Origin of the sequence: Brevibacillus ginsengisoli (assembly GCF_050113715.1) — a bacterium.
GTDB lineage: Bacteria > Bacillota > Bacilli > Brevibacillales > Brevibacillaceae > Brevibacillus_H > Brevibacillus_H ginsengisoli.
In genome coordinates this window covers 51,531-68,157 of the sequence record NZ_JBNJQR010000012.1, presented here as the reverse complement: position 1 = coordinate 68,157, position 16,627 = coordinate 51,531, and the positions used below count along the sequence as shown (strand labels likewise).

17 protein-coding genes are annotated in these 16,627 nt (G+C 46.3%); 16 read left to right on the top strand and 1 reads right to left on the bottom strand.

Features of this window, described 5'->3' with window-relative positions; all coding sequences use genetic code 11:
* Positions 1 to 12: 12 nt before the first annotated feature.
* The 15 genes from yabN (at position 13) to nadA (ending at position 14,832) form a co-directional block, all read left to right on the top strand.
* On the top strand, positions 13 to 1,479 hold the full coding sequence (yabN, locus tag ACQCN2_RS21385) for a bifunctional methyltransferase/pyrophosphohydrolase YabN (protein ID WP_426930991.1): 1,467 nt from the start codon (positions 13 to 15) through the stop codon (positions 1,477 to 1,479).
* Positions 1,480 to 1,509: 30 nt separating this feature from the next.
* Complete coding sequence (locus ACQCN2_RS21380) at positions 1,510 to 1,800, top strand: RNA-binding S4 domain-containing protein (protein WP_426931063.1); 291 nt, start codon at positions 1,510 to 1,512, stop codon at positions 1,798 to 1,800.
* Between the two features lie 92 nt (positions 1,801 to 1,892).
* Entirely contained in the window at positions 1,893 to 2,180 is a 288-nt protein-coding gene (yabP, locus tag ACQCN2_RS21375; protein WP_426930990.1) for a sporulation protein YabP, read from the top strand.
* Entirely contained in the window at positions 2,177 to 2,752 is a 576-nt protein-coding gene (yabQ, locus tag ACQCN2_RS21370; RefSeq protein WP_426930989.1) for a spore cortex biosynthesis protein YabQ, read from the top strand. The genes yabP and yabQ overlap by 4 nt, the downstream gene beginning before the upstream one ends.
* Positions 2,753 to 2,775: 23 nt before the next feature.
* Positions 2,776 to 3,084, top strand: a complete 309-nt coding sequence (locus tag ACQCN2_RS21365) for an FtsB family cell division protein (protein ID WP_426930988.1) — start codon at positions 2,776 to 2,778, stop codon at positions 3,082 to 3,084.
* A 317-nt stretch (positions 3,085 to 3,401) separates the two neighbouring features.
* Entirely contained in the window at positions 3,402 to 5,879 is a 2,478-nt protein-coding gene (spoIIE, locus tag ACQCN2_RS21360) for a stage II sporulation protein E (protein ID WP_426930987.1), read from the top strand.
* A gap of 94 nt (positions 5,880 to 5,973) precedes the next feature.
* On the top strand, positions 5,974 to 6,741 hold the full coding sequence (locus ACQCN2_RS21355) for a vWA domain-containing protein (protein WP_426930986.1): 768 nt from the start codon (positions 5,974 to 5,976) through the stop codon (positions 6,739 to 6,741).
* On the top strand, positions 6,731 to 7,663 hold the full coding sequence (locus ACQCN2_RS21350) for a serine/threonine protein kinase (RefSeq protein ID WP_426930985.1): 933 nt from the start codon (positions 6,731 to 6,733) through the stop codon (positions 7,661 to 7,663). Before ACQCN2_RS21355 ends, ACQCN2_RS21350 begins: the two co-directional genes overlap by 11 nt.
* 3 nt (positions 7,664 to 7,666) lie before the next feature.
* Positions 7,667 to 8,428: a threonine/serine exporter family protein gene (locus ACQCN2_RS21345; protein WP_426930984.1), complete on the top strand. Its 762-nt coding sequence runs from the start codon at positions 7,667 to 7,669 to the stop codon at positions 8,426 to 8,428.
* Between the two features lie 5 nt (positions 8,429 to 8,433).
* Complete coding sequence (locus ACQCN2_RS21340; RefSeq protein ID WP_426930983.1) at positions 8,434 to 8,895, top strand: threonine/serine exporter family protein; 462 nt, start codon at positions 8,434 to 8,436, stop codon at positions 8,893 to 8,895.
* Positions 8,864 to 10,306 carry a tRNA lysidine(34) synthetase TilS gene (tilS, locus tag ACQCN2_RS21335; protein WP_426930982.1) on the top strand — a complete coding sequence of 481 codons (1,443 nt, stop codon included), beginning with the start codon at positions 8,864 to 8,866 and terminating at the stop codon, positions 10,304 to 10,306. Before ACQCN2_RS21340 ends, tilS begins: the two co-directional genes overlap by 32 nt.
* Complete coding sequence (gene hpt, locus ACQCN2_RS21330) at positions 10,307 to 10,846, top strand: hypoxanthine phosphoribosyltransferase (RefSeq protein ID WP_426930981.1); 540 nt, start codon at positions 10,307 to 10,309, stop codon at positions 10,844 to 10,846.
* Positions 10,847 to 10,916: 70 nt separating this feature from the next.
* Complete coding sequence (ftsH, locus tag ACQCN2_RS21325; protein ID WP_426930980.1) at positions 10,917 to 12,842, top strand: ATP-dependent zinc metalloprotease FtsH; 1,926 nt, start codon at positions 10,917 to 10,919, stop codon at positions 12,840 to 12,842.
* 76 nt (positions 12,843 to 12,918) lie between these two features.
* The gene (locus ACQCN2_RS21320; RefSeq protein ID WP_426930979.1) at positions 12,919 to 13,785 is read left to right on the top strand and encodes an HAD family hydrolase; all 867 of its coding nucleotides are present in this window, start codon (positions 12,919 to 12,921) and stop codon (positions 13,783 to 13,785) included.
* Positions 13,786 to 13,887: 102 nt separating this feature from the next.
* Positions 13,888 to 14,832, top strand: a complete 945-nt coding sequence (gene nadA / locus ACQCN2_RS21315) for a quinolinate synthase NadA (RefSeq protein ID WP_426930978.1) — start codon at positions 13,888 to 13,890, stop codon at positions 14,830 to 14,832.
* Positions 14,833 to 14,898: 66 nt separating this feature from the next.
* On the opposite strand, the gene ACQCN2_RS21310 is transcribed toward nadA, so the two are convergent.
* Positions 14,899 to 15,420: a PCYCGC motif-containing (lipo)protein gene (locus ACQCN2_RS21310; protein WP_426930977.1), complete on the bottom strand. Its 522-nt coding sequence runs from the start codon at positions 15,418 to 15,420 to the stop codon at positions 14,899 to 14,901.
* Between the two features lie 217 nt (positions 15,421 to 15,637).
* On the opposite strand from ACQCN2_RS21310, the gene ACQCN2_RS21305 reads away from it, so the two are divergent.
* On the top strand, positions 15,638 to 16,597 hold the full coding sequence (locus ACQCN2_RS21305; protein WP_426930976.1) for a metal ABC transporter substrate-binding protein: 960 nt from the start codon (positions 15,638 to 15,640) through the stop codon (positions 16,595 to 16,597).
* Positions 16,598 to 16,627 lie beyond the last annotated feature (30 nt).

The following is a 16,627-nucleotide window of genomic DNA, read 5'->3' as shown; positions in this document are numbered from 1 at the left end:
GGAGGTCCCTAGATGACAGCCACTATCCATGTGCTTGGCTTGGGTGCGGGAGACTTAGATCAACTGCCAATCGGTATTTATCGCCAAATGCAGCAAGCCAAAGCAATTTACTTGCGAACGGCGGAACATCCCGTCGTCCATCAGTTAAAAGAAGAAGGCTTGCAGTTCCAATCGTTTGACGATGTGTATGAAAAACACGAGACATTCGATGCGGTGTACTCCTCCATTGCGGGAGAATTATTATATGAAGCGAACAAGCATGGAGAGATTATTTATGCGGTGCCTGGTCATCCCTTGGTAGCCGAGCGTACCGTTCAAATCCTGTTAGAAGAAGGCCCGAAACAGAACGTGCAAATTGAAGTGAAGGGTGGACAAAGCTTCTTGGACCCGCTTTTTGCTCGCTTGCATGTCGATCCGATCGAAGGATTCAGCTTGTTGGACGCGACGAGTCTGCGAGTGGAACAAATCAATCCGCTTTTGCACACCGTAATTGCTCAGGTATATGATCGTCTGGTTGCGTCCGATGTGAAATTATCGTTGATGGAAGTATTTCCAGACGAATATCCTGTCACTGTTGTAACGGCCGTTGGTGTAGCAGGCATGGAACGAGTCGAGACTGTTCCGCTCTATGAGCTGGATCGAGTAGACCATCTCGGCAATTTAAGTTTGGTCTATGTTGGGCCTACAGAAGAACCAGCCGTGAAATACCGACAGTTCTCTCAATTGAAGGAGATTGTCGCTATCCTGAGAAGTCCAGAGGGATGCCCGTGGGATCGGGAACAAACCCATCAAAGCATCCGTAAAAACATGATTGAAGAAGCGTACGAAGTGGTGGAAACCATTGATGACGATGATCCCGATGCAATGTGTGAAGAGCTGGGAGACGTCTTGCTTCAAATTATGCTTCACTCACAGATGGCCTCCGAGGTTGGCGACTTTACCGTTGAAGATGTGATTGCCACATTGAACAAGAAGCTGATTCGACGCCATCCACATGTTTTCGGTACGAAGGAAGCCAACGATTCTGATGAAGCATTCGCCAATTGGGAGCAGATCAAGGCGGAAGAGAAGGCAGCCAAAGGACAAGACCCTGCGACTACCTCCAAGCTGGCGGGGATTCCTCGTGATTTGCCTGGCCTGATGTACGCCTATAAATTGCAGAAAAAAGCAGCGGCAGTCGGATTCGATTGGGACAATATTGCTGATGTCTATCTGAAAATTGAAGAGGAATACCAGGAAGTACGACAAGCCAACGAAGATGAGCAAAAAGGAGAGTTAGGTGATCTCCTGTTTGCCGTGGTGAATCTGGCGCGTTTCCTCAAGATTGATCCGGAAGAAGCGCTCAGCATGACCAATCGCAAGTTTCAGGATCGCTTTGCCTATATCGAAGGGAAGCTGCTTGAATCCGACCGTACATTTGAAGAGACGGATTTGGCAGAGATGGACACCTGGTGGGAAGAAGCCAAGCGATTTACATAGAAATATAATGTTGAAGGGAAGGGTATGACCATGCGGTTAGATAAATTTCTCAAGGTTTCACGGTTAATTAAACGACGGACACTCGCCAAAGATGTATGTGATCAAGGACGTATCGAAATTAACGACCGAACAGCTAAGGCGTCAAGCAATGTCAAAATTGGCGACAAGCTAGCCATCCGCTTCGGGCAAAAGGTTGTCATCGTCCAAATTGACGAGATTAAAGAAAATCCACGCAAGGAAGAAGCAGCTTCCCTTTACCATCTGATAGGTGAAATTCCGGTTCCGCGTGATGAAAAAGAAGAAGATGAATACCTGAGATAAGGTTGTTCTAAACCCCCCTCCCACCCCATACAATAGTACAAGTAAAACTTGTCTGTTAGTGCAGGGCTTCTTACAAGGAGGAGGGTTTTCTCATGAATGAGCAACAACTGAAGCGGCCGCGTCACGAGGTTGTCATGATTAATCGACGCAGTTTGGCCATTTCTGGAGTTAAAAACGTGGAAAGTTTCGATAGTGAGGAGTTCTTGCTTGAAACAGAAGGAGGCTTTCTCTCCATTCGGGGTCAGAATTTGCATATGAAAAACTTGAGTCTAGAAACAGGGGAAGTCGCCATTGAAGGGCTTGTACATGAAATGGGCTATCTCGAACAGGGGCAGGCCGGGGATCGGTCGAAGGGATTCTTCGGTAAGTTGTTCAAGTGAGTATCGCGGTTCAGCTTCAAACCATTGCATCGATGTCGCTTTGTGGATGCTTGATGGGGATAGGCTTTGACACGTATCAGTATTTTCGTGAAAAAGGTCGTTTCCCCAAGTGGCTGACCTTTGTTTTTGACTTATTATTCTGGTTCGCGAGTATTGCTGTCGTCTTTTATGTGCTTGTCGAAGTGAATCAGGGAATTGTTCGGTTTCCGATTTTCTTCGGCATTCTGATAGGAGCATGGGTTTACTTTGTCCTAGGAAGTAAGACATATATTCAATTCCTAATTACCGTGATAAAATTTGCTCAATGGCTCTACAAGACCATTTTGACCATTATCCAAGCCCTTGTGATCCGTCCGATTATGTTTTTGTATCGGATTATTTTCATGATACTGGCATTTATCCTCTCCATTTTGATGACGATTGGGAGATTTATTTGGAAGATCATTTTATGGATCTCTTCACCTTTTACCAAATGGGGTCAAAGTCTGGGGAAAAGTTTTCACCGGCAAGGAAAAGGAATTTGGCACCGTATCAAGAATTGGATTACTAGCAGGAGGAAAAAACAGGAATAAAACTCTGAAGGTGGAGAAGAAGGATGAAGAACGGAACCCATCAGGTGAATAGAAATAAACAGAAACGCAGAATTCGCCTAGTTCTGTTAGTAATGCTGCTGATCTCTGTCTGGACGGGCTATACGATTTATTTGCAAAGCAGTTCCCTCGCTCAGAGTGAAGAAGATTTGAACAAGTTAAAACAGCAATCCATGGCGATCAAGCAGAAGCAGACCGAGTTAACGTATAAGGCCAGCCGATTGAACGACAAAGAGTATATTGCTGAATTAGCGAGGAAAAACCTGTATTTTTCTAAACCGAACGAAATTATCTTTGTACTTCCCGATAAATAGCGCATCTATCTTTTTTTACATTTGTCAACTTAAATATCTATCCAAAATAAATAATTTTTCTCTTCAAAAGAAGAAGGTCATTTGGAAAATATGCCGAATTACTTTACTCATAAGCCCGTATTGCAGAGTGCGGATTCACCTGTGACCGACGTTTCACGCCGAACGTCGGTTTTTTTTGTCTTTTTTCGGCCATTCACAATTGTTCAGATAATTTGTCGTACGATTTTAGGAATAACACTCAAGCTTTTGACAAATTTTACTAGGGTCACTCTTTATAATAAAACCACACAATCGAAAGAACGGGTGGTGGGTCTGGTATGTGGAATAAGAATCAGGTCGTATCTGGAACCGGGAGTAGCTGGTCCTATCGGCTAACGAATCAATGGTCACAACGTGCTGGTGAGTGGGGAGAGAAAATCTCCATTCTGGCCAACAAGTGGAACTTGCTGCCGCTTTTGATGGGATTATTGTTGGGACGAGCACTTATTTTGGAAGAGCTATCGGTGTTTATCGTTCCTTATTTCATGGTGATGTACTATATCCGACGAGACAGTCTGCTGACAGTTACCTGCGCTCTTTTGGTCGGAGCCTTCACGCATACAGTCCCCATGGGGCTACAAGCATTGCTCAGCATCGTGATTGCCTTTATGGCGGTAAGATTGGCAGACCGATTGAAACACAAGGATTTCTCCAAAATACCGATTCTTGTCCTGGGAACCGTGTTCCTCTCCCATTTATTGTTTGAGGTTCTCTCGAATCAAGTGACAACCTACAGTATCGTGATGGTTGGTGTTGAGTCGATCTTAAGTTTTGTGCTGACGCTGATTTTCATACAATCCTTATCCATCATTCATCTGGCGAGGCCCTATGAGCCGCTGAAAAATGAAGAGATCGTATGTCTCGTCATCCTCCTTGCTTCCTTGATGACGGGAACAGTAGGGTGGATGGTTCAAGGTGTCTCGATGGAGCATGTATTGTCCCGCTATCTGCTTCTTCTCTTTGCTTTTACGGGCGGAGGTACCGTAGGAGCCGCTGTTGGCGTTGTGACGGGGTTGATTTTAAGCCTCGCGGATATTGCTTCGCTTCAACAAATCAGCTTGTTGGCCTTTTCCGGTTTGTTGGCCGGTTTATTACGAGAAGGAGGAAAAGTTGGCGTCTCAGCAGGTGTCTTGATTGGTTCCTCTATTTTGGCCATCTACGGAGGAATTGATGACGCGTTATACCACTCATTGGTGGAGACGACCTTGGCCGTCCTAATGTTTATGGCAACACCGTCTAGTATATGGAAGAAAGTCTCTCGCTTTATCCCGGGTACTTCAGAGAATCTGCAATCTCATCAGGAATACATGCGTCGCATCCGTGACATGACGGCTGGCAAAATCCAGCAATTTTCCGAACTATTCACACAATTATCGCGAAGCTTCGCCCAAACGGCCGAAATCGAAGAGAAGGACGAGCAAATCGACTTGTTTTTAAGCAAAGTAACGGAATCGACTTGTCAAAAATGCTTCAAGAAGGATCAATGCTGGGAGCGCGAAACTCATATTACCTACGATGCCATGCGATCGATGATTGAAATCATTCAAGATCAGGGAACCCTAATGGGTCATACAATTCCACGCGAATTTGAGCGGAAGTGTGTCAAGGTTGATCGAATTGTGAATGAGATGGAGCGGGAGTATGATCGCTTCGTCGCTTTCCACCAGTTGAAAAAACAGGTTAGTGAGAGCCGCAAGCTGGTTGCAGACCAGCTCTCCGGCGTATCGCGCGTCATGAGTGACTTTGCCCGGGAAATTCAGCGGGAAGGAATTGAGTTAAGCATCCAGGAAAAACAAGTCTCCACCGCATTAGAGGGACTAGGGTTGTTAGTACGAAGAGTCGATATACACAGTCTTGAAGAAGGGCAGGTTGATATTGAGATCAGTCAACCCACTTGCTATGGACGGGACGAATGCGCCAAGATTGTGGCTCCAATGCTGTCAGAGATTCTGGGTGAGAATATTGTCGTGAAGGAACGGCATTGTGAAGCGTTTCAGGATGGCTATTGCAAAATGTGCCTCTCGTCGGCTCGTACGTTTGAAATAGATATTGGCGTGGCCGGGGCCGCCAAGGACGGCAAGCTGTTGTCGGGCGACAGTTTTAAAACGATGGATTTGGGCAATGGAAAAGTGGCGCTTGCCATTAGTGACGGCATGGGCAACGGGGAGCGGGCATACATGGAGAGTCAATCCACCTTGGATATGCTGCAACAGCTGCTCAAGTCTGGCCTCGATGAGAAACTGGCGATCAAAACGGTGAATTCGGTTTTGGCTCTCCGATCGACAGAAGAGATTTTTGCGACGGTTGATTTGGCTCTGATTGATCTGCAAACCGCTCATACACGCTTTGTCAAAATTGGCTCGACGCCAAGCTTCATCAAGCGGGGACAAGAAGTAATTAGTGTCACGGCTAGCAATCTACCAGTTGGAATTTTGGAAGAGATTGAGGTCGATGTGGTGACACGCAGCTTGAAGCCTGGAGATCTGTTAATCATGATGTCAGATGGGATCTATGATGCGCCCAGACATATTGAGAATCGTCAAGTCTGGATGAAGCGCCTAATCTCTGAATTGGAGACGGATGATCCGCAAGAGGTTGCTGATTTATTGCTAGAAAAAGTCATCCGCCATCACTATGGAGAAATAGTTGATGATATGACAGTGCTGGTTGCCAGAGTCGATCGATTTGTCCCGCAATGGTCAGGCATTCAGGTTCAAGGCATGGATAAAGTAGAGAGACCGCGCGTTGTCAGCTAAATTCAAACCGATACGAAGCGCAGATCATAGCGTATGTTTTCCTATCTCCTCGTCGATACTGGTAGAAAAGCTAGTAGATTGGGGAGATTTTTTAATGGCTAAGTTAGCAACTTTACGTCAAATTCTCGTTGTGACAGACGGCTGCTCCAATGTCGGGATGAGCCCTGTCGCCGCTGCGACATTGGCAAGAGAACAAGGAATTACGGTTAACGTGATTGGAATAGTAGAGCGGGATGAACTCGGAGATCAAGGGGAGAAGGAAATTAAGGAGATGGCACAGGCAGGCAGTGGTTTAAGCGATATTGTTTATCCCGCGCAATTGGCGCAAACCGTGCAGATGTTGACACGCAAAGCGATGACACGAACCATTCATCACGTCGTTAATAAAGAACTCAAGGAGATCCTGGGCAGCGAAGCGGTTGAAGAGCTCTCTCCGGAGAAGCGAATGCAGGTAGCGACGATGGTCGATGATTTGGGAGAGAGCAGCAATCTGGAAGTTGTCATGTTAGTAGATACCTCGAGCAGTATGAAAACCAAGCTGAATGCCGTCCAACAAGCGATCCATGATTTTAGCATCAGCCTGCGATCTCGTTCCGGTTCCAGCAAAATGATGGTTTGTACATTTCCTGGGAAACAAAAGCATATCGATGTCCGTATTCCATGGACGCAACAAGTGGAAAAAGCGCATCAACTGACAACCGGTTTGACCATGAGCGGCATTACGCCTACTGGTCCGGCAATTGTTGAGGCGATTGCCTTGTTTGAGCATGTAGAACTTCCGCGTTCGTTGGAGGATCGCTATCGATTGGAAGCGAAGTCTGACGATGAAGATAAAGGATTCTTGCAAGATCATGTCTTTTAATCGCATTCCTCCATTCTTACCCAAATATCTGACGGGAAAATGGCATGGTAATAATTACCAAATCGTGCGAGAGTTAGGGAGCGGGGCGAATGGAACCGTTTATCTTGCCCAGACAAATCAGGGAAACTGTGTCGCTCTCAAAATTGGAGCAGATTCTCTAGATTTGTTCATGGAAGTGAACATGCTTCGTGAGATCAAACCCAATGGAGGGATTCGAGTAGGTCCCTATGTCATTGATGTGGATGATATTATCATTCAGGGACAGACACATACCTTCTACGTGATGGAATACGTAGAGGGTGAACGTTTAGATCATTATATCGCCAAAGTAGGAACCGATTGGGTACCTGTCTTGATAATTCAACTCCTTACCCGGTTGTATATCTTACATCATCAGGGCTGGATTTTTGGGGATCTAAAGCCAGAGAATATTATGGTCGTCCATACTGACAAACAGCTTCGCCTCATTGATTTTGGCGGAGTGACCAAAATCGGCAATGCTGTCCGCCAATTCACCGAAGAATACGATCGAGCCGCATGGTTGGCGGGAGATCGCAGGGCTAGTGTAACGTATGATCTCTTCTCTCTCGCTGTCATGATGGTGAAGCTGATGATTGGACGGGAAGAGTGGAAAAAGATTAGTTTTACAAAGCACAACCATCAACTCCTTTGTGATATAATACGGAGCAATAATAGTCTTTATCCGTATCGATCAGTTCTGATGCGGGCTCTTGAGGGGAAATACACTTCTGTCGTTTCGATGCGGCAAGAGCTGGTTGAGGCGCTGCAGGTTAAAACAACCGTGCCTGGCTCCACCTCGGCTCCCCAACAGGATAAGGATGCAATCGGAAAGTGGATTGGCGGCATTTTTGCAGCTTCCCTTTTATTACTGGCTGGTTCGTTGTATTACTTATGGATGTGAGGGATGCGGATGCTTTTATCCGATGATCTCGTGATGGAGACGTGCTTACTCGCGGGAATGATTATGTTAAAAAGCGGCGCGGAAACGTATCGCGTGGAAGATACGATGGTTTTAATCGCCAAGGCAGCCAATATGGAAGATGCCAACAGCTTTGTCACGCCGACGAGCTTGATTTTTTCATTTTGCGGTGGACATAAGGATCGTACGAGAATGGTTCGGGTTAGAGACCGAACGTTTGACTTGAACAAGGTGACCTTGGTGAATGACGTTTCTCGCCGATTTGTTGCGGGTAAGATTACATTGCTCGAAGCCTACAATCGGTTGCAGGAGATTGATCAGATGAAGCCACTATACCCGGCTTGGCTTCAACATATAGCGGCTGGCTTAGCCAGCGGCTCTTTTGCGTTGCTGATCGGGGGCACGTTGATGGATTTTCTGCCTACCGCAGCGGCAGCCATACTGGTGAACCTGGGGGTTTTTTACTTTCAGCAGGTACTCAAGGTCAAATTCTTTGCTGAGTTTATGGCTGGTTTTATCGGAGGGCTATTAATTCTGTTCTTCTATCGCTGTTTTCCATTATTGCATTTGGATTTGATGCTGATTGGCACCATGCTCCCTCTCTTCCCTGGGATTGCGGTAACCAATTCGATACGGGATCTGATGGCAGGAGATCTGGTAGCCGGTGTCTCACGCGGCGCCGAGGCGATCCTGACTGCTTTGTCAATTGCTTCAGCTGCGGCGATTGTACTTTCTTTTGCGAGGTGATGGGGATGGGATGGGAAGGATTAATTCTTAGTCTTGTTTCTGCTGTGTCCTATGGAACGCTGTTCAATGTCCCGATCCGAACCCTATGGGCTGGCGGCCTCGTAGCCATGCTAGGATGGGCGATTTTCATTACGATGCCGATCTTTGATGTGAAACCGGCCCTTTCGATTTTTATCGCGGCCACTTTTGTGTCGTTGATGAGTCAGGTTCTCTCCGTTCGGCTAAGAGTCCCCTCAACCAATTTCAGTATCTCGGGGGTCATTCCACTGGTACCTGGGGCGACAGCCTATCGTTCGATGTTTGCTTTTGTGAACGGGGATAATATTGGCGGGATTACGTTGTCGGTACAGACTTCACTGGAAGCGGGAGCGATTGCATCTGGACTTATTCTAGGCTTATCGCTTTTTTCTGTTTGGAAAGGATTTGTGACGCGATATGCTCTTGCTAAACGTCCGAAAACAAATTGAATCTCTTCAACTGTTGCCGCCTGGCGAGAAGATTGTGGTAGCGGTCTCAGGCGGTGTGGACTCGATTGTGCTGCTGCATCTTTTGTGGAGTCTTAACGAACGCTATCAGTATGGATGGCACTTGTATGTCGTTCACCTCAACCATAATTTCCGTGGAGAAGAATCACGGGAAGATGCGAGATTTGTTGGTGAGTTTTGCCGATCCATTGGAGTCGAATGTGCCTTGTTTGAACGAGATGTAACGGGGTATATGAAGGAACACCAACTGGGGGTTCAGGAAGCGGCAAGGCTTGTACGCTACGATTTGTTGGCAGAGGAAGCCAGGCGAATCGGCGCGACCAAGGTGGCAGTCGCTCATCATGCGGATGACCAGGTGGAGACCATACTATTTCGCCTGCTTCGCGGTACGGGAATGAAAGGACTTGCGGGCATGCAGACGAGACGTTGGCTGATTCCTGATCAAGTGGAAATCGTTCGTCCGTTACTTACGATTTATCGACACGAATTGGAGACATACCTGAAGGAGCAGGGGCTGCCGTTCAGGGAAGACAGCAGCAACACTTCACGGAAATATGTGCGGAACCGAATCCGTTTGGATGTCATACCTTCATTAATAGGCATAAATCCGCGGGTAAAAGAACATATTATACAGTTGGCACAGTCTGTACGAGTTGAGGCCGCATACCTCGATCGGGTTTCACAGGCGGGACTGGAAGATGTAATAGTAAGAAAAGAATTGAATAAACTAGTCATTAATCGAGAGAAGTTTCTAAACTATGACCTCGCTTTACAAAGGAGAATGATTACACTAATATTAAGTTATCTGTCAAACGAATCTGAATGGTCTTCGCAACATGTGGAGACCGTTTTACGTATCATAGATGGCGACAGTCCATCAGGATCTATCCATCTGCCAGACCATTTGGCAGTGACAAGGCAATATGAATACATACATTTTGGAAGACATGAGCAGGTTCAAGTCAAGGCTGCAAGCCCGCGCGAATACTGCTATGATGTAATCGTTCCGGGGACAACCTGGGTAGAAGAAGCAGGGGTAGCCATTCATACTTCTTGGGTGTCCAAGGAGATGTGTCGTCATGTTGCGTCACCTGTTTCAACTGTTTTTGATGCGGATCGTCTGCCTGATAAACTTGTCGTACGCAATCGAAAAGCGGGAGATCGTATGTCTTGGTTGGGGTTAAATGGTCACAAGAAGCTGAAAGACCTGATGATTGATCAAAAAATCCCCCAAGCCCTAAGAGATACATGGCCTGTTTTGGTTGCAGGAAACAATATCCTTTGGCTTCCTTCAGTGAAGCGTTCGTCGCAGGCACTGGTACAAGAAGAATCAAGCAGAATCTTGTATGTAGAAGTGGAGTTTCTTGGAGAAGATTGGCGGGAGGTTACTTAAATGAATAACGACATCAAGGAAATATTACTAACAGAAGAGCAAATTGCAGAGAAGGTTAAGGAATTAGGAAATACGCTCGCAAAGGAGTACAAGGACAAAAATCCTTTAGTCATTTGCGTTCTTCGGGGAGCCGTTATATTTATGGCGGACATCATCCGTCACATGAACATCCAATGCGAAATGGATTTCATGGCGGTTTCAAGTTACGGCGCCAACACAGAATCCTCTGGTGTCGTAAAAATTCTCAAGGATTTGGACACCTCGGTGCAAAACCGTCATGTTCTCATCGTAGAAGATATTATGGACAGTGGTCTTACGCTCAGCCGTTTGGTTGAATTGATGAAACATCGCGAGGCCGCATCCGTAAAAGTAGTTACACTGTTAAATAAGCCGGAAAGACGCAAAGTAGAAATCTCGCCTGATTACAGCGGATTTACGATTCCAGATGAATTCGTTGTAGGATACGGGCTTGATTATGCTGAAGCATATCGTAACCTTCCTTACATTGGAATCCTCAAACCGGAAGTTTATTCCAAGTAGTTTGGTTGTGATAAACACTATCATTGTGATAAAATGTGGAAAGTGTCTTTTTCGCGAGAGGAGGTAAGAAATGAATCGTTTTTTTCGTAATACAGGGTTCTATCTACTTATTTTTCTTGTCACAGTAGGGATCGTTAATTTCGTCCTCTCTGGGACAGATAAGACAACACAGCTTGATTATCAGCAATTCCGCACCGAGTTAAAGAGTGACAATATTACAGAAGCATCTCTTCGTCCTGAAGGGGGTACATACGCGGTTTCAGGTAAGCTGGCTAGACCGTCTGCGAATGGTCAAAGCTCGTTTAGTACGAGTATTCCACTGTATGACAACGATGTTTTGACAATCATTAACGATAAGATTGATCAAGGCAAAATCAAAAAGGTTGACTTCCAGAAACAAGAGGGCAACAGCATTTGGCTCACGTTCTTGACGTCAATTATTCCATTTGTGATCATCTTTATCCTATTCTTCTTCTTACTGAACCAAGCTCAGGGCGGCGGCAGCCGAGTGATGAACTTCGGTAAAAGCAAGGCGAAGCTCTACAATGATGAGAAGAAGCGTGTTACGTTTGACGATGTAGCCGGTGCCGACGAGGAAAAAGCGGAACTGGTTGAGGTGGTTGAGTTCCTGAAAGACCCTCGCAAGTTTGCTGCCGTGGGTGCCCGTATTCCTAAAGGGGTTCTTCTAGTCGGTCCTCCAGGAACAGGTAAAACTTTGCTTGCCCGTGCCGTAGCTGGGGAAGCGGGAGTACCATTCTTCAGTATCTCTGGTTCCGACTTCGTTGAAATGTTCGTGGGTGTGGGTGCGTCCCGTGTTCGCGATTTGTTCGAGAATGCCAAGAAAAATGCTCCGTGTATCATCTTTATTGACGAGATTGACGCCGTTGGTCGTCAGCGTGGAGCAGGTTTGGGTGGCGGACACGACGAGCGTGAGCAAACCTTGAACCAATTGCTTGTTGAAATGGACGGCTTTGGCGCTAATGAAGGAATCATCATGATAGCGGCAACCAACCGACCAGACATTCTGGACCCGGCGTTGCTTCGTCCAGGTCGCTTTGACCGTCAAATTACGGTTGATCGTCCGGATGTGAAGGGCCGTGAAGCCGTACTGAAAGTTCATGCGCGCAACAAACCGCTGGGCGACGATCTTAACTTGGACGTTATTGCCCGCCGTACACCTGGATTTACTGGTGCTGATTTGGAGAACCTGTTGAACGAAGCAGCACTCCTTACAGCTCGTAAGAATAAGAAACAAATCAACATGCTCGAAGTTGATGAGGCAATCGACCGCGTTATTGCAGGACCAGCGAAAAAGTCACGCGTGATTAGCGATGATGAGAAGAAATTGGTTGCTTATCACGAAGCAGGTCATACCATCGTAGGTTACCATTTGAAAAATGCGGATATGGTACACAAAGTAACCATCATCCCTCGTGGTCAAGCAGGCGGTTATACCGTCATGCTGCCAAAAGAAGATCGTTACTTCGCTACCAGCGGCGACTTGCTCGATAAGATCGTGGGACTGCTTGGTGGTCGTGTTGCGGAGGAATTGGTACTGGGCGATGTAAGTACAGGCGCTCATAACGACTTCCAACGCGCGACAGCGATTGCCCGCAGCATGATTACCGAATATGGAATGAGTCGTTTGGGTCCAATGCAATTTGGACGTACACAAGGGCAAGTATTCCTGGGCAGAGATATTGGTCACGAGCGTAACTACTCGGAACAAATCGCTTATGAGATTGACCAGGAAATGCAACGAATCATCACCGAGCAATATGATCGTTGTAAGGACTTGTTAACCAAACATCATGATCAATTGGCTTTGGTTGCTGAAACCTTGATGCGTGTGGAAACACTTGACGCTGAGCAAATCAGACAGTTGATTGAGAACGGTAAATTGGATAAAGAACCAACGAATGACGATGTTGTGATCAATATCCAACCAAAAATCGAACCAACAGAAACAAAACAAGACGATAACAAAGAAGTCTAATATTGACTTGATTAAACAAACATCCCGTGCCACTTTTGCCAGTGAATCGGGATGTTTTGTTCATGTGGAGGGAACTATGAGTCTTGCCAAAGTGAAGCTAGCAGCGTTTGACATGGATGGGACTTTACTCAATGAAGATTCACATATGACGGACGCCACGAAGGAAGCATGCGCGTTACTTCAACAACAAGGCTGTAAATTGGTGATTTCTACGGGCAGAACGTATTTATCGGCCAAGCGCCCAACCGATAATTACCCATTTGACGGGTACGTGTGCAGCAATGGCGCGACGATTTATGAACAGGATGGGACTCTTGTCCAAAGTGTATTGCTTCCAATCGAAGTCGTAATGGCGACCGTAGCAGAACTGCGCGGCAAAAAAATCTATTACGAATTGCATGACGCCGAGAGCAACCGTTGGATGGTAGCTGAAGATCGTGACGAAATTGAAGCGATATTGGAACAGGCCACCTGTCATGATGGATTGTCGCTACGGAAGTTCTCTTTTTACCATGTTTCTAAATCTGTGCCGGAGAAGGAATTAATGGAGAGTGTTATTTCGGGAGAGCGGCCCATCGTGAAAGTTTTTGTCTGGCATACCGATTCGGATGAGCTGATGGGTGTTCGACAAAAGCTGGCTCCTTGGGAACAATCGGCCACCTTCACATCATCAAGCTGCAATAATTTCGAAGTGATCGCAAGCGGTGTAAGCAAAGCGAGCGGATTAGCGTATTTCTTTGACAAGTGGGGCATTACCGCTGAAGAAACGGTAGCTTTTGGGGATTCGTTTAACGATACGGAGCTATTATCCGCCGTTGGGTATCCTGTCGTGATGGCCAATGCCGACGATTCAATTAAACCTCTAGGCAAATATACGGCTCCTGATCATCGGGAGAATGGGGTCGCCCAGTTTATTCATCAGCACTTGTTGTCAAACAAGTGATGCTGACTTTCTGACAACATATCCATAATTGACTTTACAATGATGCACAGCTTACAATGACCGTACAAACTGACTGTAAGAGTCACCAAGGAGGTTAATGAGATGGAAGCCTTGGCGTTGGAGAAGAAAGCTCAACGGAATGCTGAGCTGAAAGAACGACTCCTGCAATTGAAAAAAGAGCGAAACGCTATTATCCTCGCCCATTTTTATCAACGTCCAGAAATTCAAGAAGTAGCTGATTTTATTGGGGATTCGTTCGGTTTGGCTCAAAAGGCGAAGACGACGGATGCGGATGTTATTCTGTTCTGTGGCGTTCACTTTATGGGAGAAAGTGCAAAAATTCTCAATCCCCAAAAGACCGTCATTATTCCGGATGAGCGCGCTGGTTGCCCAATGGCTGACATGGTAAATGTAGAAGGTCTGCGTAAGATGAAGGCGCAACATCCGAACGCCAAAGTAGTCGCGTATATCAATACATCAGCTGAAGTGAAGGCGGAGACGTATATCTGCTGCACATCCTCTAATGCCAAGAAAGTTATTGAGTCGATCGATAGCGATGAGATCATCTGGGTACCGGATAAGAATCTAGGGCATTACGTGTCCCAGTTCACCGACAAAAAGATGATTATTTGGGAAGGCTACTGCAATACACATGACCAGCTTTCCGTTGAAGATATTGTTACCTTAAAGGCGCAACATCCTAACGCATTAGTGGTCGTTCACCCGGAATGCCGACCAGAGGTTGTTGCCTTGGCTGATTATGTAGGGTCCACTACCGGAATCCTGAAGTTCTGTCGTGAATCTGCCCATAAGGAATTTATTATCGGGACAGAGGACGGGGTACGTTTCATGCTGGAAAAAGACAGCCCGGACAAAACCTTTATCTTTGCATCCAAGTATTTGGTATGCCCGAACATGAAGGTCAACAACCTGAAAAAATGCGTAGAAGCATTGGAAAATATGAGCCCAGAAATTTATGTGCCTGAGCATGTGGCAGATGCGGCGCGCGCTTCATTGGAGCGCATGCTGGAAGTAGATCCTTCTTAGAAGGTAGCGAATCGCAAACTAGAAAAGAGCAGACCTTCCGCTAACCACGGAGTCTGCTCTTTTGAATTATTCGGGCATTGGAGTTGGGGTCGGCTTGGAATAGCCGGTTTTATATTGATCATCGATGGTGTTGCGAATTTCTTTGAGTGATTTGCCTTCTTGTTTCATCTTCGCCGAAATTGCGGCAATCTCCATACAAGTTCCGCAACGAGTGCCGTGATCATCCCAGACGACAGAACCGTCTGCTTGCACTTCTTTTACAAAACAGTGAGCGTTATGTTCATGACCGGCACTATCTGCGCAACCGCAGTAGCAAGGCATCCATTTCAACACGTCGAGATTATCGCCGGCGATTCGGTAAACCTCTTTAATTTGTGGATCAACTGTATTCAGGAAGTTTGGAAGCTGTTTGATGGAAGCGGTAGTTTCTTGCAGGTCACCATTCGGAGCGTGCTGCTGGTGGCCTGGTTGACTTGTGTTTTGATGAGTGTCATGGCTTGTACTCGATTGGTTTCCGGGAGTGCCACAACCCGCCAATATAAGGAATAGCGAGAAAAGGAATAGATAGAGTGGACGGACAGGCTTCATGTAAGATACCTCCTTTATGAGGAAAATTATAACATAGGAGGCGGACAAGTTGTTGTAAATCGTAATGAGTCTTATTTACTTCTTGGGCGCATATAGGTATAATGAGTGAGTCTCTTTTACACGTCCCATTTACTGGTCTGTAGATGAGGAGAACCTGGAAGATTATTCGGTTGGAGAAATGACTCAGATATAGATAGCTGGAAGGATGAATGGATTCATGAAACGATTATTTCCCGTAATGGTGAGTATACTTGTTGCTTTATCTACCGTCATGTTAACCGCTTGCGGCAATACCGCCACAACTTCGGGGCAATCAGCAAGCAACGGCAGTCAAAAATTAGTGGTCTATACCTCATTTTATCCCTTGTACTTTGTGGCGTCTCGCATTGGCGGGGACGAGGTTGAAGTGAAAAACGTAGTGCCGCCGGGTGTGGAGCCGCACGACTTTGAACCGACAACGAATGATATTGTGGAAATGTCAAAAGCTTCATTAGTCGTTTACAGCGGGACTTCATTTGATGCCTGGGTGGATAAAGCCATCAGTACGTTTGATACGTCCAAAATGAAAGTCGTCAAAACCACAGAAGGGCTGCCATTGCTCTCATCGCCTGTACATGAAGGAGATACAACCGGAGAAGAACACAACCAAGATGGTCTTGACCCGCATGTATGGCTCGATCCGACTCTCTTAAAAGCAGAGGCCAAAAAAGTTGAAGATGCGCTCATCCAGGCAGACCAAGCCCATCAAGCCATCTATCAACAAAACTTTGATAAGCTGTCGAAGGATTTGGATCAACTGGATCAGGAGTTTGCCGCAATGGTGAGCAAGTCTCCTCGCAAAGAATTTATGGTTTCACACGCCGCCTTTGGATACTTGGCCCATCGATACGGGCTGGAGCAGGTAGCCATCTCGGGAATCAATCCGTCAGATGAGCCATCTCCAGCGAGAATGAAGGAATTAATTGATCGTGTGAATGCGCATCACATTAAAACGATATTTTTTGAAACGCTAGCTTCTCCCAAAATTTCTGAAGTGATTGCCAAAGAAACAGGGGCACACACAGCAACGCTGAATCCACTGGAAGGCTTAACCGAAGAACAGCAAAAAGCTGGCATAGATTATTTGTCCGTCATGCGTGAGAATTTAACGGCGCTTCAAAGCGCTTTACAAGAATAAGGGGGATACCCCTACCAAAAGGGAAGTTGA